This is a genomic window from Collinsella aerofaciens (assembly GCF_028209625.1).
Classification (GTDB): Bacteria; Actinomycetota; Coriobacteriia; order Coriobacteriales; family Coriobacteriaceae; genus Collinsella; species Collinsella aerofaciens_AM.
Map to the genome: position 1 here is coordinate 40,971 of NZ_JAQLDU010000008.1, position 20,414 is coordinate 61,384.

Annotated in this window: 20 protein-coding genes; 11 read left to right on the forward strand and 9 right to left on the reverse strand. The window is 62.7% G+C overall.

Translation table 11 applies throughout. The annotated features are described in order from the left end of the window. Positions 1-25: 25 nt before the first annotated feature. From hypE to trxA, 7 genes are all read right to left on the reverse strand, one after another. Entirely contained in the window at positions 26-1,060 is a 1,035-nt protein-coding gene (gene hypE / locus PMW70_RS05235) for a hydrogenase expression/formation protein HypE (protein WP_271744078.1), read from the reverse strand. Positions 1,061-1,108: 48 nt separating this feature from the next. Beyond that, a complete protein-coding gene (gene hypD, locus PMW70_RS05240) occupies positions 1,109-2,221 on the reverse strand; it encodes a hydrogenase formation protein HypD (protein WP_271744079.1) in 1,113 nt (370 codons plus the stop codon). After that, on the reverse strand, positions 2,221-2,481 hold the full coding sequence (locus PMW70_RS05245; protein ID WP_117773714.1) for a HypC/HybG/HupF family hydrogenase formation chaperone: 261 nt from the start codon (positions 2,479-2,481) through the stop codon (positions 2,221-2,223). Before PMW70_RS05245 ends, hypD begins: the two co-directional genes overlap by 1 nt. Before the next feature lie 131 nt (positions 2,482-2,612). Then, positions 2,613-5,060, reverse strand: a complete 2,448-nt coding sequence (hypF, locus tag PMW70_RS05250; RefSeq protein WP_271744080.1) for a carbamoyltransferase HypF — start codon at positions 5,058-5,060, stop codon at positions 2,613-2,615. Between the two features lie 117 nt (positions 5,061-5,177). Further along, positions 5,178-5,687, reverse strand: coding sequence for a nickel-responsive transcriptional regulator NikR (gene nikR / locus PMW70_RS05255; protein WP_271744081.1), 510 nt, complete (start codon positions 5,685-5,687; stop codon positions 5,178-5,180). A gap of 1 nt (position 5,688) precedes the next feature. Beyond that, positions 5,689-5,937 carry a hypothetical protein gene (locus PMW70_RS05260; protein ID WP_006235225.1) on the reverse strand — a complete coding sequence of 83 codons (249 nt, stop codon included), beginning with the start codon at positions 5,935-5,937 and terminating at the stop codon, positions 5,689-5,691. A gap of 221 nt (positions 5,938-6,158) precedes the next feature. Continuing rightward, positions 6,159-6,479 (reverse strand): thioredoxin, encoded by a 321-nt coding sequence (gene trxA / locus PMW70_RS05265; RefSeq protein ID WP_271744082.1) that lies wholly within the window; start codon positions 6,477-6,479, stop codon positions 6,159-6,161. A 136-nt stretch (positions 6,480-6,615) separates the two neighbouring features. On the opposite strand from trxA, the gene PMW70_RS05270 reads away from it, so the two are divergent. Further along, entirely contained in the window at positions 6,616-7,191 is a 576-nt protein-coding gene (locus PMW70_RS05270) for a hypothetical protein (protein ID WP_117862665.1), read from the forward strand. A gap of 18 nt (positions 7,192-7,209) precedes the next feature. Here PMW70_RS05270 and PMW70_RS05275 read toward each other — a convergent pair whose 3' ends face one another. After that, on the reverse strand, positions 7,210-7,737 hold the full coding sequence (locus tag PMW70_RS05275) for a GHKL domain-containing protein (protein ID WP_117843688.1): 528 nt from the start codon (positions 7,735-7,737) through the stop codon (positions 7,210-7,212). A gap of 187 nt (positions 7,738-7,924) precedes the next feature. Here PMW70_RS05275 and PMW70_RS05280 point away from each other — a divergent pair, with 187 nt between their 5' ends. The 6 genes from PMW70_RS05280 (at position 7,925) to PMW70_RS05305 (ending at position 15,156) form a co-directional block, all read left to right on the forward strand. Further along, a complete protein-coding gene (locus PMW70_RS05280) occupies positions 7,925-9,031 on the forward strand; it encodes a hypothetical protein (RefSeq protein ID WP_271744083.1) in 1,107 nt (368 codons plus the stop codon). 82 nt (positions 9,032-9,113) lie between these two features. Next, a complete protein-coding gene (locus PMW70_RS05285) occupies positions 9,114-10,295 on the forward strand; it encodes an IS3 family transposase (RefSeq protein WP_271744084.1) in 1,182 nt (393 codons plus the stop codon). A 994-nt stretch (positions 10,296-11,289) separates the two neighbouring features. Continuing rightward, entirely contained in the window at positions 11,290-12,315 is a 1,026-nt protein-coding gene (gene nadA / locus PMW70_RS05290) for a quinolinate synthase NadA (protein WP_117583639.1), read from the forward strand. A 55-nt stretch (positions 12,316-12,370) separates the two neighbouring features. Beyond that, positions 12,371-13,747 carry an L-aspartate oxidase gene (locus tag PMW70_RS05295; RefSeq protein ID WP_271744085.1) on the forward strand — a complete coding sequence of 459 codons (1,377 nt, stop codon included), beginning with the start codon at positions 12,371-12,373 and terminating at the stop codon, positions 13,745-13,747. A 3-nt stretch (positions 13,748-13,750) separates the two neighbouring features. Further along, a complete protein-coding gene (nadC, locus tag PMW70_RS05300; RefSeq protein WP_253056907.1) occupies positions 13,751-14,611 on the forward strand; it encodes a carboxylating nicotinate-nucleotide diphosphorylase in 861 nt (286 codons plus the stop codon). Further along, positions 14,611-15,156 (forward strand): transcription repressor NadR, encoded by a 546-nt coding sequence (locus PMW70_RS05305; protein WP_271744086.1) that lies wholly within the window; start codon positions 14,611-14,613, stop codon positions 15,154-15,156. The genes nadC and PMW70_RS05305 overlap by 1 nt, the downstream gene beginning before the upstream one ends. Before the next feature lie 204 nt (positions 15,157-15,360). Here PMW70_RS05305 and PMW70_RS05310 read toward each other — a convergent pair whose 3' ends face one another. Beyond that, positions 15,361-15,612, reverse strand: coding sequence for an indolepyruvate ferredoxin oxidoreductase subunit alpha (locus PMW70_RS05310; protein WP_158564522.1), 252 nt, complete (start codon positions 15,610-15,612; stop codon positions 15,361-15,363). Positions 15,613-16,089: 477 nt separating this feature from the next. Between PMW70_RS05310 and dnaK the strand changes: the two genes are divergently transcribed. The 4 genes from dnaK to PMW70_RS05330 all read left to right on the forward strand — a co-directional run bounded on the left by dnaK (position 16,090) and on the right by PMW70_RS05330 (position 20,389). Next, complete coding sequence (gene dnaK / locus PMW70_RS05315; RefSeq protein ID WP_055310046.1) at positions 16,090-17,982, forward strand: molecular chaperone DnaK; 1,893 nt, start codon at positions 16,090-16,092, stop codon at positions 17,980-17,982. 2 nt (positions 17,983-17,984) lie between these two features. After that, entirely contained in the window at positions 17,985-18,827 is an 843-nt protein-coding gene (locus PMW70_RS05320; RefSeq protein ID WP_271744087.1) for a nucleotide exchange factor GrpE, read from the forward strand. Between the two features lie 107 nt (positions 18,828-18,934). Beyond that, complete coding sequence (locus PMW70_RS05325; RefSeq protein ID WP_271744088.1) at positions 18,935-19,900, forward strand: DnaJ C-terminal domain-containing protein; 966 nt, start codon at positions 18,935-18,937, stop codon at positions 19,898-19,900. A 72-nt stretch (positions 19,901-19,972) separates the two neighbouring features. Beyond that, positions 19,973-20,389 (forward strand): heat shock protein transcriptional repressor HspR, encoded by a 417-nt coding sequence (locus tag PMW70_RS05330; RefSeq protein ID WP_089573643.1) that lies wholly within the window; start codon positions 19,973-19,975, stop codon positions 20,387-20,389. The last annotated feature ends 25 nt before the right edge of the window (positions 20,390-20,414 follow it).

A 20,414-nucleotide genomic window follows, 5' to 3' on the forward strand; every position in this document is an offset into this window, starting at 1 on the left:
CTTTAATAGCCCTGAGCCTTTGTCGTTAGCAAATCCTCGGCAGTTGTTCTCCCACAAGCATGTCGAGGATACGGGTCGAGCCCCAGCCGGTGCGTACGCGCACGGCGGGACGGGCGCCCTCGGCAAGTGGCAGCACGCGACCGATGATGGCGGCGTTCTCGCCGTAGCGGGCGGCGCGCATGGCTGCCAGCGCGGCATCGGCTTGCTCGGCCGGCACCACGGCAACCATCTTGCCCTCGTTTGCCACCTGCAGCACATCGTAGCCGAGCATCTCACATGCCGCCTGCACGTCGGGGCGCACGGGCACGGCATCCTCGTCGATCTCCATGGCAACGCCGCTGGCCTGGGCAAACTCGTTGAGCGTGGATGCCAGGCCGCCGCGCGTGGGGTCGCGGAAGCAGCGGGTGTCGGGGGCGGCGGCGAGCACGTCGGCAATCAGATGATTGAGCGGCGCAGCGTCGCTTTCGATGTTGCTCGAAAACGCCAAGCCCTCGCGCTGGCTCATGATGGCGATGCCGTGGTCGCCTAGCGTACCCGACACCAGGATGACATCGCCGGGCCGACAGTTTGCGCCGCTGAGTGCCACGCCCGTGGGCACCTCGCCCACGCCGGCGGTATTGATATAGACGCCGTCGGCCCCGCCGCGCTCGACCACCTTGGTGTCGCCGGTGATAATCTTCACGCCTGCCTCATGTGCCGTTTCGGCCATGGTCTGCACAATCTGGCGCAGCTTGTCCATGGGATAGCCCTCTTCGAGGATAAAGCCGCATGAGAGGTAGCGCACGTTAGCGCCCGAGGTCGCGACGTCGTTGACGGTTCCGCACACGGCGAGTCGGCCGATATTGCCGCCGGGGAAGAACTGCGGCGAGACTACAAAGCTGTCGGTCGACATGGCGATGCGCCCGCTCGCGGGCAGCGCAGCGACGCCGGCATCGTTGCCCTCGAGCAGTTCGGGCGACCCAAAGGCATCCAAAAAGACCTCATCGATGATGCGTTTCATCATCTGGCCGCCAGAGCCGTGGCCCAACAGGACAGTGCTATCGGTGGCATTACGGGACATATCGAAAACTCCAATCGAGGGTGGTGCCGGTGTGCGGGTGCGTCTGGGCTAGTCGCGGTAGCGGTAGTACGCCGCGCAGCTACCTTCGGAGCTCACCATGCACGGGCCGACGGGATGTTCGGGCGTGCAAGCGCGGCCAAACAGAGGACAGTCGCTCGGCGTGATGGCTCCGCGCAGCACGTCGCCGCAGCGGCACCCGCGTGGTTCGACCGTCGGTTCAATGGGTACGTCAAAGCGGGCGCCGGCATCAAAGCGCGCGAATTCGGGCCGGATGGAAAGACCCGAGTTGGCAATCGGTCCCAGTCCGCGCCACGTGGTGTCGCACGGCTCAAATACCTGCTCGACCAGCTGGCGCGCTACGGGGTTGCCGTCAGCGTTGACGCCACGGCGGTAGGCGTTGTCGATTGCGGGCTGCCCCTCAACAACCATCTGGACCAGCATGCAGATGCCCTGCAGAATATCGACCGGCTCAAATCCGGTGACCACACCCGGGGTCTCGAACTCATCGACCAAAAACCCAAAGGGTGCCAGGCCCGTGATGGTAGCGACGTGTCCCGGAAGGATAAAGCCGTCGATAGTGGTCTCGGGATCGTTGGCGATGGCGCGCAGCGCCGGCGGCGTGGTCTTGTGAGCACAGTAGACCGAGAAGTTCTGGAGCCCGCGCGCGTCGGACTCCAGGATAGCGGCGGCAATGGTGGGCGTTGTGGTCTCAAAGCCGACGCCCATAAAGATGACCGGGCGATCGGGGTTGTGTTCGGCGATATCGAGTGCATCGAGCGGGGAGTACACAATGCGAATATCGCGCCCCGCCGCCTTTTGCGCGGCGAGCGAGGTAGACGACCCGGGCACGCGCATCATGTCGCCAAAGGTGGTGATGATGGCGCCGTCCATCTTGGCGAGCGCGATTGCATGGTCGGTATCGCGGTTGGCGGTAACACAGACGGGGCAACCCGGACCGCTCAGCAGTTTGAGCCCGGCAGGCATAATGGAGCGAAAGCCATAGCGCCCGATGCTCACGGTATGCGTGCCGCAGACTTCCATAAGGTTGATGCTGCGGCTGCCGACAAGCTCATGAATACGATCGATGAGCTCGCGAGCCAGCCCGGGGTCGCGAAATGCCGAGAAGTCGATACCGGAGCGCGCCGGCTGTCCGGCCGCCACTAGTATGCCTCGGCCGGATTGCTGGCCAGTTGGTCTTCTTCGACCAGTTCGGTCATGGCATTAACGAGCTCGAGCGTTTCTTGCGCTTCCTGCTCGTCGACGATCTGAATGCCAAAGCCGGCGTGCACGAGAATATAGTCGCCTACCTGTGCCGTCGGCACGAGGCGCAGCGAAACGGGGCGCTCGATGCCCATCATGTCGACGGTCGCCTTAAGGTCGTCGTCGCGTTTGACCACTTTACCGGGAACGGCAAGGCACATAATGTTCCCCTTTTATACGTTTTGCGCTGGATAGGCGCCTAATTACCCATCAGTTGATGGTAGCGCTCGCGGGAGTCACGAGCAAACGCGTTACACCTGTGAGACGGCGGCGCGCAGGCTGGCAAAACAGCCTATCGCGATGCTGTCTGCGCGAGGCGAGCGCGAGCGATGGCGGCCTGACCGTAGGCGATGCAGCCGTCGTTGACGGGCACGGCGTGGGAGACCAAGACGGCAAGACTGGCGTCTTTGAGTTCGTGGGTAAGGAGCCGAAGCAAAAGTCGGTTCATGAACACGCCGCCCGAGAGCGCGACGGTGTCGAGGTCTTCACGGACGCAGATCTCGCTTGCGATGCGGGCCGACGCGCGTGCGATGGTGACATGGAAGTCGAGCGCGAGCTTGCCGGCGGGCACGCCGGTCCTGATTCCCTCCAAAAGCGCCTCAAAAAGCGGTCTGGAGTTCAGAACATGGAAGTCGTCCGGACGGGATGATTCGGTTACGGAAAAGCTGGCCATATTGCCGGTGGGGCAGGCACTTTCACTGCTGAACGCGCACCAGGCGGCGGCTTCGAGTTCTATGGCAGGCTCGCCCTCGTAGGTTGCCTTGTCGCAGATGCCCAGAATTGCTGCCGCGGCATCAAAGAGACGCCCCATGCTGCTGGTGCGCGGGCTGTTGATGCCGTGCTCGATCATGGTGGCTGTCACGCAGCGTGTTTGCTCGTCGAGGGTGCCCAATAGCCCCGCGGCACCCGGATGCTCGAGCAGGCCGAGCTCGCTCAGCAGGGCAAAGGCATTGCGCCGGGCATCGCGTACGGATGCGGCACCGCCTGGCAGCGCCCAGGTGCGCAGGTGCGCGGCGCGTTCAAAATCGGCAAGGCCGGCGATAAGAAATTCACCGCCCCATATGGTGCCGTCGGTGCCGGCACCCGTACCATCGAAGGCAATACCGAGGACGCGTGCATCAGGCGCAAGCCGGCCAGCGACAATCGCCTCTGCCATTACGCTCGCGATGTGCGCATGATGATGCTGGATTTCGATAAGCGGCAGACTGTGCTCCCGTGCCCGCTCACGCGCCCACTGGCTCGATAGATAGTTGGGATGCATGTCGCATGCCAGGGCGGCAGGCGTCAGGTCAAAGAGGTTTTCTAGACGTGCGCGGGCGGCGCTCCAGGCATCGAAGGTCGCGCCGTTTTCGACATCGCCGATATGCTGCGACACAAAACAGGCTGTCTCGCCGTTCGCATCCTCGCGTGTGAATGCGATCGTTGCCTTTTGCTGTGGGCCGCAGGCGAGCACGCAGGGTGCAGTGCCGTCGAGCGCCGGCAGCGACAACGGCTGCGGCGCATATCCGCGTGCGCGACGCACAGGCATGACGGTGCCGTCGACCACACGCACCACGGAGTCGTCGTAGCGTGAGAGAATCGCACGGTCGTTGCCAAGTAGCGCGTCGGCGATGCCGGCGGCAACAAGATGCTCCCATGCAAGGGCATCGTCGGTCTCGATAGGTTCCTCGCTCAGGTTTCCGCTGGTCATGACCAGCGCGTGCATGCCATGCGACGCGGCAGCTGCAAGCAGCAGATGCTGAAGCGGTGTATAGGGGAGCATGACGCCAAGCTCGGGTAGATCGTGCGCGACGGATGGCGCGAGTGTAAGGCCGTCGGGGGAATCTCCTTCGCCAACAGCACGGCGGCGCAGCAGCACAATGGGGCGGATGCTACCGGCCAGCAAGCCGCGCTCAGCATCATCGACATGGCACAGGCGTTCAGTATCGGCAAGGCTGCGCACCATAACGGCAAGCGGCTTGTTGCTGCGGCGCTTGCGACGGCGCAGCTCGACCACCGCCTGCTCATTGGCGGCGTTGCAGGCCAGATGGAATCCGCCCAGGCCCTTGATGGCGACGATACTGCCACAGGCCAGCAGCTCAACACAGCGGTCGATAATGGCGTCACTGGTCTCGCGCGTGGTGCCGACGGCCGGCGACGCGGCGTCTTCGCCCGCCTCGCGCCACGTAATATGTGGCCCGCAGTCAAAGCAGGCATCGGGCTGCGCATGAAAGCGCCGGTCAAGCGGGTCGCCATACTCTGCAGCGCACTCGGGGCACATAGGAAAGCAATCCATCGACGTGGCCGCTCGGTCATAAGGCAGCGACCGGATGATGGTAAAGCGCGGCCCGCAGTTGGTGCAGTTGATAAAGGGGTAGTGATAGCGACGGTCGGCGGGGTCGAACAGTTCGCGCAGGCAGTCGTCACAGGTGGCGATATCGGGGGAGATGAGCGTCGTGTGCACGGTCTGATCCTGTGACGCTACAATACGAAAGACCTGCTCATCGTCGGCATCCCAAGCGTCGGGCTCCAGGTCTGCAACAGCGACATGCTCAACGCGGGCTGCGGCCGGCGCGTGCTCCGACAGCGCGGTGACAAATTCGTCGAGCGCCTCGCTCAAAGCATGCGCCTCGATGTGTACGCCATCGCCCGCGTTGAGCACCCAGCCGCAAATGCCATGCGCCATGGCCTCGCGATACACAAACGGTCGCATGCCAACGCCCTGCACAATGCCCGTTACATGAATATGCACATGCCGCATGCGACACCCCTCATCAAAGCCGACCAAAAAGGGACAGGTTTATTTTGGTAGGTAAAACTTCTAAACCTGCCAAAACAAACCTGTCCCTTTTTGGCAGGTGCGCTGCGGGAAATCCCGCTATAGCCCCAGGCTTTGCCTGGTGGCGGCGCAGGTGAGCTCGCCGTGCTTAACGCCGCGCAGGCCCAGCAGTCGGTCGGCCAGTTCGTAAACGCGCTCGCCGCGACCCTTGAGCGCCAGAATCTCCAGGCAGTTGTGGTGGTCCAGATGCACGTGCATGGTCGAGACGATCTCGTCGGTGTAGTCGTGCTGCACCTCGTCCAGACGGCGCGTCAGATCGCCGGTATGGTGGTCATAGATCATGGTGAGCGAACCGATGACCTGCTCGTCGGGCGTGCGCATCTGTTCCTTGGCGATCGAGGCGCGAATCAGATCGCGTACGGCCTCGGATCGGTTAGCCACGTCACCACGGCGCGCGATCTGCTCGTCAAAGCGGCGCAGTAGGTCATCGGGCGCGGTGACCGAAAAACGGACCAGCTCGGAGCCGCCGCCGCAGCGGCAGCTCGTCTCATCGCCCGTGCCGTTATGGTGGTCGTGCCCGCAGCCGTGCGCGTGCTCGTGCTCGGCCACGTTACACCAGTTTCACAGAGCCGACGGAGTTGTGGTCGGCCTCGATGGCTTCCTCGTAGCCCTCGAGCGCGTCATGCGCCTCGTGCAGTGCGGCCATGGCAGCTTCGAGCTTGGCGCCAATGCGCTCCATATCAAAGTTCTCGGTCGCATGCAGCAGCTGATGGCTCCACTCGTGGGCGAGCTCGATGGTGTCGTCGACCTGCTTGACGCTCATGGCAAGCTGGCTCATGTTCATTCCGACGTCATGCATGGGGAGTCTCCTTTTGTACGGGGCGATATGGTGGTTCAGATTCTACTACGCCCGCCTTGGGCGCCGCCGCATAAGAAAACGGGCGCGAGTCCGTCTGACCCGCACCCGTTCACTGGGGGCTGTTTGTGTTTACCATACTATCCGTGGTCGCATGCCTTGCGTTTGGCACTCCGGTGAGCGGTGCGAAACCGCTCATGGACGGCGGGTAAGTAACAAGCGTATTACAGATGCTTCTCCAGCAGCGCCTGCAGCCTCGCCTTGGGCAGAGCGCCAACCGAGCGGTCAATCTCCTCGCCGTTCTTAAACACAATCAGCGTGGGGATGCTCATGACGCCATACTTCATGGCCAGGTCCTGGTTGTCGTCGACGTTGCATTTGGCAACGGCAAGCTTGCCCGCCAGCTCATCGGCAACCTCGTCAACGATGGGCGAGAGGGATCGACAGGGCCCGCACCACGGTGCCCAAAAATCGACCAGCACGGGCAGGCTGTCGTTAACGACGGAATTGAAGTTCTCGGGGGTAATCTGCTTAATGTCAGCCATGGTGACCTCCATAATGTGACGCGGCTTGGCCGCGTAAAACTCAGTACGACCGTGCTTATACCCAGCCGCCCGCAAAGCAACCACTCGCGGGCAGCTCTTTTATATAATGGTGGGCACGCAAACGATTGGAGAGCGCATGTCCACGTCACAAAGCCAGAAAAAAGAAGCCATCGCCCAGGCGGCCGAGCAGGAGCTCACATCGCTTGCGGTCCGTGGCGTGCGCATCGTGGGCAACGCGTGCTCGCCGATCGTGCTGGTCAAAGGCGATTTGGACGAGGCCGAGCGTTCGGGTGGCGAGCTTGCCGCCGGTCCGGATGGCGCGGCGTTGCGCAAGGCGCTTGGGGCCATCGGCTACGCGCCCGAGGATTTTTGCGTGCTGGCAAGCGTCGCCGGCGCAGGCGATGGAGCGGTCGCGGTGGGCGAGACTCTGCCGTGCGAGCTGTTCCGCGAGGCGCTTGAGGCTCTGGATCCCGAGGCGGTGCTGCTGCTCGATAACAGCGCGGCCGATGTCATGCGCGAAACCTACGCCGATATGCTCGTGGCGATTGATGACTTCGACACCGCCATGCTCAAGCCCGGCCTGGTCGCCCATGTGCAGGGCCGCCGCGTGCTCGCGCTCGATGGCTTTGAGGCGGCGCTGACCGACAAGGCGGCCAAGCAGCGCATGTGGGCCTACATCAAGCAGCTGACTCCGGCGGCTGCACCGCTGTAGCGAGGTTGGCGGCAGCCCCTACATCACGGCGCGCAGCTCAAACCGGTCGCCGTTAATGCGGAACTGGCAGTTGCCGTTCATGCGCTCGACGGCAAGCATAATGCTCTTGGTGCCAAAGCCGTGCCCAGTGTGCTGAGCCACGGGCATGCCGTCGACCATGTGCGGCGCACGGCCAAACGTGTTGGAAACCAGCAATAGAAGCTGACCGTCTTCGTAGCGAAGGTCCAGGTCGACAAACCGCTTGCCTTCGGGGGCGGCGCTCGCCGCGGCGATGGCATTGTCCAGGGCGTTCGATACCACACTGAATAGATCGACATCGCCCACGTGGACGGTTTCGGGCACGGCGGCGTGCAGGTCGGCGGTGATGCCGTGCGCGTTGATGTCCGCGGAAAGCGACGAGAGCGCAATGTTGACCGTTTCGTTGGCGCAGTAGCGGCGCACGGCGGTGCGGTCGTTGGTCTCGCAGAGCGCGTCGATGCGCTCGAGTGCCTCATCGGTGTGACCCTCTTCGATCAGGGCCGCTAGACCGCGCAGGTAGTGGCGCATGTCGTATCACATTGAGACCAAGTCAAGAAGAATCGCTTCGGTCGAATCGCGTCTTTTGGGTGAGTTCTCAACGTCCGCTGCCGCTGGTTTCCACCGTATGCCGAAAACACCCGGACGATGCCGTGCAGATCGCTTCGCTCTGCTATAGTCTCTCCAATTCAAGTTCTCTATTGGGATGGTGGTTAATATGGGCGACATACTCGAATCGTTCCTGCGCGTGGCGATGGTGGTGTTCATCGTCGGTCCGCTCACTGCATGGGTCGCCCGTCGCGGCGCGCGCGAGCGCAGTGAGGCGACGGACAGCCTCGATCGCTTCACGGTGCGCATGCCCGCTGCCATTCGCACGATCATCGCCTGCTGCGCCGTCGCGTTCGAACTGCTCATGCTGGGTGTCTACGTCTGGCAGGGCGTCTCGTTGGGCGAGTGGGACCACGAACTTGTGTGGTTCGGTCACGCCATGGCGCTCGCGGGCATGGCCATCTGGGCCCTGCTGAGCATCCCGCGCATCGACGTGGACGGTGAGCGAATTCTCTCGCGTAACGCCTTCGGCATCCGCAAGGAGACGACGTTTGGCCACATCACCCGTGCAACGCTTCACACGCAGATGATGAGGATCGACCTGTTCGAGGGCGACCGGAAGTTCTGCTCGATAAGCCTCGAGGGGGTGTGCTCGCTCAACCTCCTCGCCCGTCTGGAGGAAGAGGGCATCGAAGTCTCGGACGCCGTCGACGGTCCCATGACCAAGGCGGGCCTGTGTTGGTCTGCCATCAAGCCGTTGACGATTGTTTTCAACGGCATGGCGCTCGTCTTCTCGCTCGTGATCGCCTTCATGGCTGTTTTCACCGATGCCGGAGCCCGCTTGCTCTTGCTCGTCCCGTTCCTCTTCCTGTTCATAGGGGGACTCCTGCCCCTGCTCATGCTCAGTATGCCCGCCCGCGGCATCCTCGAGATCGGCAGGCAGGAGCGCGAACTCGGCTTCTCCTTCGCCGAGGAGATGGCAAGTCGAGGTACCACGGGCACTTCGCTTGTCGACGATGATTGGTTCATCGAGATCAGCAATGCCCGCGTCGTGGCGTTCCGTCGCGATTACCTCAAGAAGGTCACGGCGCACGAGAACAGCGAGAGCGGCGACCGCTGCACGGTGACTACGAAGGGCGGTCGAAAAATCAAGGTGTATGCAGCGGGCAGCACCCTCGAGGACCTGCGCTCGTGGTTCAAGCAGGGCGCCAAGGTCAGAAGCACGGTCGACCGTGCAGAGGACGCGCTCGAGACGACGTCTGATTGGGTTGTCTGACCTGTATCGTCTTTTCGGACGCGCATGCTAGAGGCCCAATCCTTTAGAATGCATTCATCGACGACCGAGAGGACGGTATGCTATGTCCAACCCAGCCGCCAAGTACACCGACGAGTTCAGGTGCGAGACCGCCGACTACATCATCTCGACGGGCAGGCCGATAACGGAATGCTGCGCAGAACTGGGCCTGAATTCCAAGACCGTGAACAAGTGGGTGCAGAACCGCCGGCGCGAGCTTGCCGGCGGGCCCGACCCCAAGGCCGAGGACCGCGAGCTTCGCGAGGCGAAAAGGCGCATGCGCGAGCTCGAGATGGAGAACGCCTTCTTGAAAAAAAGCCGCGGCCTTCTTCGCCAAAAGCCAGGCGTAGCCGCATGCTACCGGATGATGTTGGCGGAGAAGGCCGAATTCCCGGTGAAAATGATGGCCCGCGTGCTCGGCGTGAGCCGATCGGGCTTCTGCTCGTGGCTCTCCAACGGCTGCCCGCGAGAAGACTGGTCGGCCGAGCGCGAGGCGGTCCGGCGCGTGTGGCTGGAGTCGGACCGCAGGTTCGGCTTCCGGTTCGTGAAATGCTTCCTGCCCGGCGAGTTCTCCGGATTGACCCTGTACAGGGTGCGCAAGCTGATGCGCGAGCTGGGAATACGCGGCTGCACGCCCAACGCCAGGAAGCGCACCACCATCCCCGACCCGAAGGCCAGGCCCCGGCCCGACCTGGTGCGCCGCGACTTCACCAGTCCCGTTCCAACCTGCAAGCTCGTGGGCGACATCACCTACCTGCGCACCGGCGAGGGATGGCTGTACCTGTCGACGGTCATCGACCTCAACACCCGCATGGTGGTGGGCTGGTCGCTCTCCGAGCGCATGACCGCCGACATCGTGGTTTCGGCGCTGGCGTCGGCCAAATCGCGCGGCTACGTGGCCGGCAACGCGATATTCCACGCCGACCGCGGCGCCCAGTACACCAGCAGGCTTCTGGCCGAATGGGCGCGCGACAACGACGTGCGGCTGTCCTGCAGCCGCGCCGGCAACTGCCACGACAACGCGGTGGCCGAGTCGTTCCTCGCCACGCTGAAGAACGAGATGTACTACAGGCGCAGCTTCCCGACCAGGGATTCCGCCAAGCACGCGGTGGTCGAGTTCATCGAGGCGTACTACAACCGCCGAAGGCCCCGCTCGACGATCGGCTACAAGGTGCCGGCCGAGGCCATGGCGGCCTTCTTCGAGAGAACCGAGCCCAAGCTCGAGGCCATGCCTATGGCCGCTTGATTTCTCGAGCATGCGTGTCCGAAATCTTGACACAGGTCAGAAGGCCTCGATGCCAGCGCTGCGCCGATATGGGGCAGCGGCCCCCCGTTGGCCGCCATGGCCCTGACTTCCGAGCGTATGCTGGCGCCGCTCGTCTTAAGACGTTGACCTCCATCCGGAGCCTGCGGTTCTCGCGCTCGGGCTCCAGGATCCGGTTCTACTCGGGCGTGCGGTTGTCGGCGGCGCGCGGCGAGCCGGTCTCGTTTATCGACTTGACCCGCCTCTCCACGGTGCTCTTGTCGAGGTCGCACTCGTCCATGGCCTCGCGCCTGGGCTTTCCGGCGTTGTGGAGATCGACTATCTTCCTCTTGAACTCGTCGGTGAAATGCCTCGGTCTGGGGCCGGTCGAGGCCGAGCCCCCGGTCCGGCTGGGGTAGCATGTCGCTGCGGACCATTGTCTTTCCTCTCGTTGAATATCTAGGCGCTGACGATTCTAGGCGATGGCCCTCTCTTGCTTCTTACACCTCGATTGTGCTCGCTACCCCCAGCGGGTCCGGATCGAGCGATTCGGGCCCGCTTTTGGGGTCTGCCGGAAGCCCGGTGGTCAAAAAAGGCCAAATATGAGTACTGTTACCAGTTTAGTGGCAGCAAAATGGCCTCCAAAATCGGTGCCAGCGGCCAAAAGCGCATCGATTTTCGTCCGTCAGAGTCACGATCGGGCTCCAAACAAGGCGATTTTGCTGATCTGGACCGGAAAATCGCTGCTACTAATTTGGTGACAGTACTCATATTTGGCCTTTTTTGACCACTGCCTCTCGGGCCAGGACAAAACGGGCTGCTCGAATCTTGAGGCGGGCCCATTTTCAACTATCCTCAGCTTGCCAGTTCGAAAATGGACCCGCCCCATGATTGAATCTTTATTCCAACTTTACACCTGGCTTTACAGCTGTCTTGTCAGCTGTAAAGCCAGGTGTCATACTAAAGCCCCAAGATTCGCCAAAAGAGAGGGGCCTTGATGGCACAGAGCGCGAACATGGATGCGTCGGAGCTTGCACGCGATATCGCGGCCGGCCTAGCATCGGCAACGACGGCAACGGAGCGCGCGGCACTGGTGCCCGCAGAGCTCGTCGAGGCCATTCAGCAACTAAAAACCCAACGTGACGCGGTGATCCTGGCGCACTACTATGTGGCGCCCGAGGTCCAGGCCGTTGCCGATTACGTCGGCGACAGCTTTTACCTGGCAAAGCTTGCCAAAAGCCTGCCGCAGCAGACTATCGTGCTGTGCGGCGTGGAGTTTATGGGCGAGAGCGCCAAGCTGCTCAACCCCACCAAGACCGTGCTGCTGCCCGAGCCGGGTGCGGACTGCCCCATGGCGCACATGGTCAAGCGCGAGACGGTCGACGCGGCGCGCGCCGAGTACGGCGACGACCTGGCCGTGGTCTGCTACGTCAACTCCACGGTCGAGATCAAGAGCTGGAGCGACGTGTGCGTCACCAGCTCCAACGCCGTCAAGATCGTGTCCGAGCTGCCGCAGCAGCATATCCTGTTCATTCCCGACCAAAACCTCGGCCGCTTCGTAGCCGAGCAGGTGCCGCAAAAGCACGTCATTCTCAACAACGGCTACTGCCCGCGCCATCACATCATCACCGTCGAGCAGATCGTCGACGCGACGGAGGCCCACCCCGACGCGCTCGTGCTGGCGCACCCCGAGTGCAAGGCCGACGTCCTGGCCGAGGCCGACTACATCGGCTCCACCGCCGGCATCATCAAGTATGCCGAGGAGTCCGACGCGAGCGAGTTCATTATCGTGACGGTTCGCGGCGTGCTCTACGAGCTCGAGCGCCGCTGCCAGGGCACCGGCAAGAAGTTCTACTTCCCCGCGGTGCAGCCCACCTGCGTCAACATGGACCTCATCACGCTCGAAAAGCTCGTGCGCTGCCTGGAGACGGGCGAGGGCGAGGTGCAGATCGGCGTCTCGGACGAGGCGGCAGACCAGGCCAAGCTCACGCTCGACCGCATGCTCGAGTACGCAGCACGCTAGAACAATGTGGCATGAGGGACGGTTCCTTATGTCACATTCAAGGGAGAGGATTCCTGTGGAAACCAAGCAATACCCCGATATGGAGTGCGACGTCGTTATTGCCGGCTGCGGTGTAGCGGGCCTGTATGCGGCTCTCAACCTGCCGACGAGCATGCGCGTGATCATGCTCTCCAAGGGCGCTGTCGACGAGTGCGATTCGATGCTCGCGCAGGGCGGCATTTGCGTGCTGCCCGAGGGCTCGGACTACGATGCCTTCTTTGAGGACACCATGCACGCCGGCCACTACGAGAACCGCCGCGAGAGCGTCGACATCATGATTCGCTCGAGCCGTTCGGTCATCAACGACCTGCTGGCCATGGGCGTGGATTTTGAGCGCAAGGCCGATGGCGGCCTCGACTTTACCCGCGAGGGCGCGCACAGCCGCCCCCGCATTGCCTTCCATGCCGACATTACGGGCAAGGAGATTACGACCAAGCTGCTTCAGGCCGTCCGCAAGCTGGACAACGTGCAGATTCTCGAACACGTTGCCATGACCGACATCCTGACGGCCGAGCGCGATGGGGCTACGGTGTGCACTGGTGTCGTCGCTGTTGCCGTGGACGAGGACGATTCAGCTCGCCCCGCCGACGAGCTGGCAAATGCCGCTGAGGGCGTGCATGTCGATAAGCCGTTTAAGATCCATGCCCGCCATACGCTGTGGGCGACGGGCGGCATCGGTGGCGTATACGACCATTCGACCAACTACCCGCAGCTCACGGGCGACGCCTGCTACATCGCGCAGGAGCACGGCATTAAGATGGAGCACCTGGACTACGTGCAGATCCATCCCACGGGCCTGTTCTCGCCGCAGCCAGGCCGTACGTTCCTGATCAGCGAGAGCTGCCGCGGTGAGGGCGCGATTCTGCTCAATGCCGCCGGCGAGCGTTTTACCGACGAGTTGCAGCCGCGCGACGTTGTCGCTGCCGCCATCCGCGAGCAGATGAAGCAGGACGGCACCGAGCACGAGTGGCTGAGCTTTGCCCCCGTCGAGCGCGACGTGGTGACTGGGCACTTTGCCAACATTCGCGCGCGCTGCCTTGAGGACGGCCGCGACATCTTGGACGAGCCCATCCCCGTTACGCCCACGCAGCACTACTTTATGGGCGGCGTATGGGTCGATAAGGACGGCCGCACTTCGATGCCCGAGCTCTACGCCGCGGGCGAGACGGCTTGCAACGGCGTTCACGGCAAGAATCGCCTTGCATCAAATAGTCTGCTCGAGGCGCTGGTCTGGGGTCGTCGCGCCGCGTGGTACATGCGCACCGGCGAGTCGCTGGCCGTGGAGCAGGCGGGCGAGCCCGCGCTCGATGGACGCCATCGCGCCCTGAGTTCCGATACCCTTGCAATCGATGATTTGGCCCGTGCCGCCGGCACGCAGGCCGTGGAGGAGTAGACCATGAATCCCATTACCATGAAGCTCGTCGTCGATGATCTGATTCTGCAGGCTCTACGCGAGGACATTACGTTTGAGGACGTGAGCACGGCGAGCGTGTGCCCCACGGCGCGTCCCGCCACGGTGGAGCTTATCGCCAAGGCCGACGGCATCATCGCCGGCTTGGATGTGTTTGCCCGTACCTTTGAGCTGCTGGATTCGCAGAGCTCGGTGCTGCTCGACGTTGCCGATGGCGAGGAGGTGCACGCCGGCGACCATGTGGGTCAGGTGCGCGGCGATGCGCGCGTGCTGCTTTCGGGTGAGCGCGTGGCGCTCAACTACCTGCAGCGCATGAGCGGCATCGCTACCTACACGCACAGCATGGCCGCGGCGCTCGAGGGAACCAAGACCGTGCTCGTCGACACGCGCAAGACCACGCCGGGCATGCGCGTGTTTGAGAAGGCGGCGGTTGAGATTGGCGGCGGCAGCAACCACCGCTACAACCTGTCGACGGCCGTCATGCTCAAGGACAACCACATCGATGCCGCCGGTGGCGTGACGCGCGCGATCGAGATGGCGCGCGCCCATGCGTCGTTTACCACGACAGTTGAGATTGAGTGCGAGAACCTGGACATGGTGCGCGAAGCCGTGGAGGCCGGTGCCGACATTATCATGCTCGACAACATGACCCATGACGACATGGCCGCCGCCATCGAGCTTATCGCCGGTCGCGCCAAGACCGAGTGCTCGGGCAACGTGGACGCCAGCAACATTCGCGCCCTGGCCGATCTGGGTGTCGACTATATTAGCTCGGGCGCCCTGACGCACTCTGCGCCGATCCTCGACCTCTCGCTTAAGCACCTGCGTCTGCTGGACGGTAAATAATGAACGCCCGCGAGCGTCGCCGTGCCATCATGGCCGTGCTCGAGGGAGCCAAGGAGCCCGTTTCGGGCAGCGCACTTGCCCGCGAGGTTGGCGTGAGCCGTCAGGTCGTGGTTCAGGATATTGCCCTGTTGCGTGCCGATGGGCACGATATCGTGGCGACCAACCGCGGCTACGTGCTGCAGGAAGCCGCGAGTAGCCCCGCCGTGCCCACGCGTCTTGTTAAGGTGCGCCACGGCGTGGAGCAGGCGGGCGACGAGCTTACGAGTATCGTCGACGCGGGTGGCGCCGTGCTCAACGTGATCGTCAACCATCGTGTGTACGGTAAGATCACGGCCGACTTGGACATTCGCAATCGTCGCGATGTTGAGCGCTACCTGCATGATATCGAGAGCGGCAAGAGCTTTCCACTACTAACGGTGACGAGCGGCTATCACTTCCATCGCATTGCGGCGGAGGACGAACAGACCCTCGACGAGATCGAGGCCATGCTTAAGGAGAAGGGCTACCTTGCCGATTTAATGCCCTACGAGGATGATTTGTCCTAACCCGATACTGTCTTTATAAGTTGCGGTGAAATAGTTCCTACAATCGGCACCTAAGCAATGAGCCAGGAACTATTCCACCGCAACTGCCAAGGTAGCCCCGTCCCCAATTAGCTGCCTGTACAAACAAAAGGAGGCCTCCGCGGCGATGCGGAAGCCTCCTTTTTTGCGCACGGTGTACTTTTGAGTGTGCAAGTGGGGGAGTTGTTACTCCTCGACGATCTCGGTGATCGCGCCAGCGGGGCAAGCGTCCTGGCAAGCGCCGCAGGCGACGCAGGAGTCCTCGTCGGCGACGGTAGCGACGTCCTGGAGCTCCAGAACGCCAGCGGGGCAGGAGTCGACGCAAACGCCACAAGCGATGCACTCGTCGGCATCAATTACGGGATGAGCCATGGTAGTTTCCTCTCTGTTGACCGACGCTACAGGCGATGCGCGCCGGTTTGATTCGGGCAAAAACATACCACGGGAGCGACCGTTTGCAATACCCTCTGGCCGGCATCTTCATACCGTTCGCCGAGTATGCCAAGGTTTACTAAAAAACGCGCAGGTGGGGCCGTTGAGCTGCGCAAATGTTAGCTATAGGTGACTTGAAATATAGGGCGATTGAGCGTGCTTGCGGAAACCGCATCCCATTATTTGGCCGAAAAACGGGTCGAACTTTCCCCAGGGAAGCCCGGGGCCGCCATGTGCGCTCCCAAGCCCAAACCTCAGCCATCTCTACATAGATCTCAATAGATCTGCCGAGAACTCAGACAGCGCATCTACCTGCGTATTTGTGAACCTAAACTCTCGGCAACAAGAAATCTTATATGAATTGACTTAGATTTTGTATATTCCGGCCCATAAGGGGATACACTACATCCTGAAAGACAAGCCGAAGCACTGCGCGGCAGACCGCCGAGGCGGTGCAAACGCACAAGAGAGAGGGAATTTCTAATGAGTAAGATTCTTGGTATCGACCTTGGTACTACTAACTCCGCAATGGCCGTTCTCGAGGGCGGTTCTCCGACCATTATCGTGAACGCCGAGGGCGACCGCACCACCCCGTCCGTCGTGGGCTTCCGTGCCGACGGCGACCGCGTCGTGGGTAAGGCCGCTAAGAACCAGGCTGTCACCAACCCCAAGAACACCGTGTTCTCCATCAAGCGCTTCATGGGCCGCAAGTACTCCGAGTGCACCTCCGAGATCAAGACCGTGCCGTATGAGGTCAAGGAGGGCCAGGGTGGCCGTGCCGTCGTCGATATCGAGGGCAAGGATTACACCGCCGAGCAGGTGAGCGCCATGACGCTCGCCAAGATGAAGGCTGACGCCGAGAAGTATCTGGGCGAGACCGTCACCGACGCCGTCATCACCGTCCCGGCCTACTTCAACGACGCCCAGCGTCAGGCCACCAAGGACGCCGGTAAGATCGCCGGCCTCAACGTCAAGCGTATCGTCAACGAGCCGACTGCTGCTGCTCTTGCCTATGGCCTGGACAAGCAGGGCACCGACCAGCGCATCCTGGTCTTCGACCTGGGCGGCGGCACCTTCGACGTCTCCATCCTCGACCTCGCCGACGGCGTGTTTGAGGTTCTGTCCACCTCGGGCGACAACCACCTGGGCGGCGACGACTGGGATCAGCGCGTCATCGATTGGATGGCCGATAAGTTCCAGCAGGAGAACGGTGTCGACCTGCGTCAGGACCCCATGGCCCTGCAGCGTCTGAAGGAGGCCGCCGAGAACGCCAAGAAGGAGCTCTCCGCCGCCCAGCAGACCACCATCAACCTGCCGTTCATTACCATGAACCAGTCCGGCCCGCTGCACCTCAACTACACGCTGACCCGCGCCGAGTTCGAGAAGATCACCCGCGACCTGCTCGAGCGCTGCAAGCAGCCTGTCACCAACGCCCTGCGCGACGCTAAGCTCAAGCTCTCCGATCTGACCGAGGTCATCCTCGTCGGCGGCTCCACCCGTATGCCCGCCGTCCAGGAGCTCGTCAAGACCATGACCGGCAAGCAGCCCAACATGTCCGTGAACCCCGACGAGGTCGTTGCCGACGGCGCTGCCGTCCAGGGCGGCGTGCTCACCGGCGACGTCGAGGGCATCCTGCTGCTCGATGTTACCCCGCTGTCGCTGGGCGTCGAGACTATGGGCGGCATCATGACCAAGATGATCGACCGCAACACCACGATCCCGACCTCCAAGACCGAGGTCTACTCCACCGCTGCCGACAACCAGACCAGCGTCGAGATCAACGTGCTCCAGGGCGAGCGCGAACTTGCCCGCGACAACAAGTCGCTCGGTAAGTTCCAGCTGACCGGTATCCCGGCTGCCCGCCGCGGCGTGCCGCAGATCGAGGTCACCTTCGACATCGACGCCAACGGCATCGTCAAGGTCTCCGCTAAGGACAAGGGCACCGGCAAGGAGCAGCAGATCACCATTTCCGGCTCCACCGCTCTGTCCGACGACGAAGTCGATCGTATGGTCAAGGACGCCGAGGCTCATGCCGAGGAGGACAAGAAGCAGAAGGAAGAGGTCGAGGTCCGCAACCAGACCGATAGCCTGTGCTACTCCACCGAGCAGACCCTCAACGAGCTGGGCGACAAGGTTTCCGCCGACGTGAAGTCCAAGGCCGAGGCCGCTATCGCCGACGCCAAGAAGGCGCTCGAGGGCTCTGACGTCGAGGCTATCAAGGCCGCCGGCGAGTCCCTGCAGTCCGTGGCCTACGAGCTGGCCCAGGTTGTCTACGCCGACGCTCAGCAGCAGACCGACGGTGCCGCTGGCGCCCAGCCTGCCGACGATGATGTTGTCGACGCCGACTACGAGGTTGTGGACGACGAGGACAAATAATCATGTCCGCCCGTAAAGCTCGCACGGAGGCGGCCGCCGCTGGCGCCGCCCCCGTTGACTCTGAGGAGAAGGACGTGAAGATTCCCGTAGAGGCCGTTGACGATACCGAGGCCAACGAGGCCCCGGCCGCCGAGGCTGCCGAGAACCAGGTAGAGGATTCCAACAAGGAGGCGACGATGACCGAGGACGAGATGGTGGAAGCCGCTATCCGCGCCGGTGAGGAAGCCGCCGACAACGACTTTAAGCTCAAGTTCGAGCAGGCTCAGAAAGAGCTTGCCGACGTGCGCAATGAGCTCGATGCTGCGGCAGAGGCTCAGAAGGCCGCCGAGGACAAGGCAAAGGACGCCACCGAGCGTACCGCCCGTCTGCAGGCCGACTGGGAGAACTTCCGTCGCCGCACCGCCAATGAGCGTATCGCCGAGCGCGAGCGCGCGACCGAGAAGCTTGTCACCGCGCTGTTGCCGGTGATTGACGATATCGAGCGCGCGATCGACCATGCCCGCAGTCAAGAGCTTTCCGACGACTTTAAGCAGTTCGTCGATGGCGTTGACGCGGTACATGCCAAGCTGCTCGACGTGTTTGCGCATGAGGGCGTTGAGTCCATCGACCCCAAGGGCGAGGCGTTCGATCCGCTCGAGCATCAGGCTGTGGGTCGCGTCGAGGACGCATCGCAGTACGACGAGACTGTCAACGACGTGTACCAGAAGGGCTACCGCATGGCGGATCGCATCCTGCGTTCCGCGATGGTGACGGTGACCTACGGTGGCGAGAAGCGCCCCGCACCGGAGCCCGAAGCGGCGCCCGAGGATGCTGCGGCCGATACGGCCGAGAGCACCGAGGAGTAATTGAGAAGGGCCCCGGGGCAACACCCGGGGCCCTTTCTGGCCTAGTGCCATATGAAAGCATGAGCCGCCGCCCGCTGGGCGGCGGATGAAACAGGAGAGGAGCTACGATGGCTGCAGGCAAAACCTTCTATGACATCCTGGGCGTATCCAAGAGCGCCTCCGACAAAGAGATCAAGAGCGCGTTTCGCAAGCTCGCGCAAAAATATCACCCCGATGCCGGCGGCGACGAGGCCAAGTTCAAGGAGATTAGCGAGGCCTACGAGACGCTTTCGGACGAGAAGAAGCGCAAAGAGTACGACCAGATGCTCATGTTTGGCGGCATGCCGGGCGCGGGCGGCGCGTATGGCGGCGGCTACGGTGCCGGCGCTGGTGCCAGCGGCTGGGGCGACATCTTCGACAGCATCTTTAGCGGCAACGGCGCCTGGGGCAGCGATTGGGGCTCGGGCTTTGCCGGGGCTGCGGGCGCTGCCGGTGCCGGTGCTGGCCGCAGCCGCGCTCGCAAGGGCGGCGACCTGTCGTTGACCGTCGATGTGACGGCCGAGGACGCGTTTCGCGGTGTGACGCACAAGGTCACCTACCGCATTCCCTCGACAGGCGAGCAGCAGACCATTACGGTCTCGGTGCCTGCAGGCGCGGTCGACGGCGGCAAGCTGCGTTACAAACGTCGCGGCGAGTATGGCGTTGCCGGCGGCGAGCGCGGCGACCTGGTCGTGACCACGCACGTGGAGGAGCATCCGCTGTTTAAGCGTAAAGGTGCCGACGTGACCATGGAGGTACCGGTCTCGGTCTATGAGGCGGCGCTCGGCTGCACGGTGGACGTGCCGACGCCCGGCGGTGCGACGGTTCGTCTGAAGGTGCCCGCGGGTACCCAGACGGGCAAGAAGTTCCGCTTTAAGGAAATGGGGGCGCCCGACGTTAAGCACCGTGGCCGTACGGGCGCGCTGCTCGTCGAGATCAAGGTGCAGGTCCCCACGAACCTATCCGATGACGAGCGCGATGCCATGACCAAGCTGCGCGAGGTCGACACGCGCGATTATCGCGAGAAGGTCAACCGTTACAAGGCGACGTACTAGGGCGGTCGTGGCGCACACCCGCGCACGCGGGCTTATGATGGACGATAACGAGACGGAAAGGGGTCAGGTAGCATGGCCGAGGACAATAGGAATAAACCGCTGTACATGATCAGCGTGGCGGCCGAGTTGACCGGCATGCATCCGCAGACTCTGCGCGTCTACGAGTCCAAGGGCCTGGTGAACCCCCAGCGCTCGGGCGGCAACACGCGTCTGTATTCGCGTGCCGATATCGAGCGCCTGGAGCTCATCAACCAGCTGACTGACGAGGGCATCAACCTTGCCGGCGTGGTGCGCATCCTCGATATGAAGGAGCGTGCCGAGGAGCGCGAGCGCGAGAACGAAAAACTCCGCGCACGCGTGCGCCAGCTCGAGGACGAGCTGCACGAGTACAAGATGCAGAAGAAGATCACCGCCCTGGCCCCGCGCGACGGCTCGGTCAACCCCGAGCAAGTCATGCGCAAGCTGCTAGGTACGGGTAGCGACCTATAGCTCCGCCGACGCTGCCGGGCACTCA

Bases quoted from the DNA above. Each gene is read 5' to 3' on its own strand.
- hypF (WP_271744080.1), bottom strand. From the start codon at position 5,060: ATGCGGCATGTGCATATTCATGTAACGGGCATTGTGCAGGGCGTTGGC.
- PMW70_RS05320 (WP_271744087.1), top strand. From the start codon at position 17,985: ATGTCCGCCCGTAAAGCTCGCACGGAGGCGGCCGCCGCTGGCGCCGCC.
- PMW70_RS05285 (WP_271744084.1), top strand. From the start codon at position 9,114: ATGTCCAACCCAGCCGCCAAGTACACCGACGAGTTCAGGTGCGAGACC.
- PMW70_RS05260 (WP_006235225.1), bottom strand. From the start codon at position 5,937: ATGCATGACGTCGGAATGAACATGAGCCAGCTTGCCATGAGCGTCAAG.
- PMW70_RS05270 (WP_117862665.1), top strand. From the start codon at position 6,616: ATGTCCACGTCACAAAGCCAGAAAAAAGAAGCCATCGCCCAGGCGGCC.
- nadA (WP_117583639.1), top strand. From the start codon at position 11,290: ATGGCACAGAGCGCGAACATGGATGCGTCGGAGCTTGCACGCGATATC.
- PMW70_RS05280 (WP_271744083.1), top strand. From the start codon at position 7,925: ATGGGCGACATACTCGAATCGTTCCTGCGCGTGGCGATGGTGGTGTTC.
- PMW70_RS05245 (WP_117773714.1), bottom strand. From the start codon at position 2,481: ATGTGCCTTGCCGTTCCCGGTAAAGTGGTCAAACGCGACGACGACCTT.
- PMW70_RS05325 (WP_271744088.1), top strand. From the start codon at position 18,935: ATGGCTGCAGGCAAAACCTTCTATGACATCCTGGGCGTATCCAAGAGC.
- trxA (WP_271744082.1), bottom strand. From the start codon at position 6,479: ATGGCTGACATTAAGCAGATTACCCCCGAGAACTTCAATTCCGTCGTT.
- PMW70_RS05310 (WP_158564522.1), bottom strand. From the start codon at position 15,612: ATGTTTTTGCCCGAATCAAACCGGCGCGCATCGCCTGTAGCGTCGGTC.
- nadC (WP_253056907.1), top strand. From the start codon at position 13,751: ATGAATCCCATTACCATGAAGCTCGTCGTCGATGATCTGATTCTGCAG.
- dnaK (WP_055310046.1), top strand. From the start codon at position 16,090: ATGAGTAAGATTCTTGGTATCGACCTTGGTACTACTAACTCCGCAATG.
- PMW70_RS05330 (WP_089573643.1), top strand. From the start codon at position 19,973: ATGGCCGAGGACAATAGGAATAAACCGCTGTACATGATCAGCGTGGCG.
- PMW70_RS05275 (WP_117843688.1), bottom strand. From the start codon at position 7,737: ATGCGCCACTACCTGCGCGGTCTAGCGGCCCTGATCGAAGAGGGTCAC.
- PMW70_RS05305 (WP_271744086.1), top strand. From the start codon at position 14,611: ATGAACGCCCGCGAGCGTCGCCGTGCCATCATGGCCGTGCTCGAGGGA.
- hypE (WP_271744078.1), bottom strand. From the start codon at position 1,060: ATGTCCCGTAATGCCACCGATAGCACTGTCCTGTTGGGCCACGGCTCT.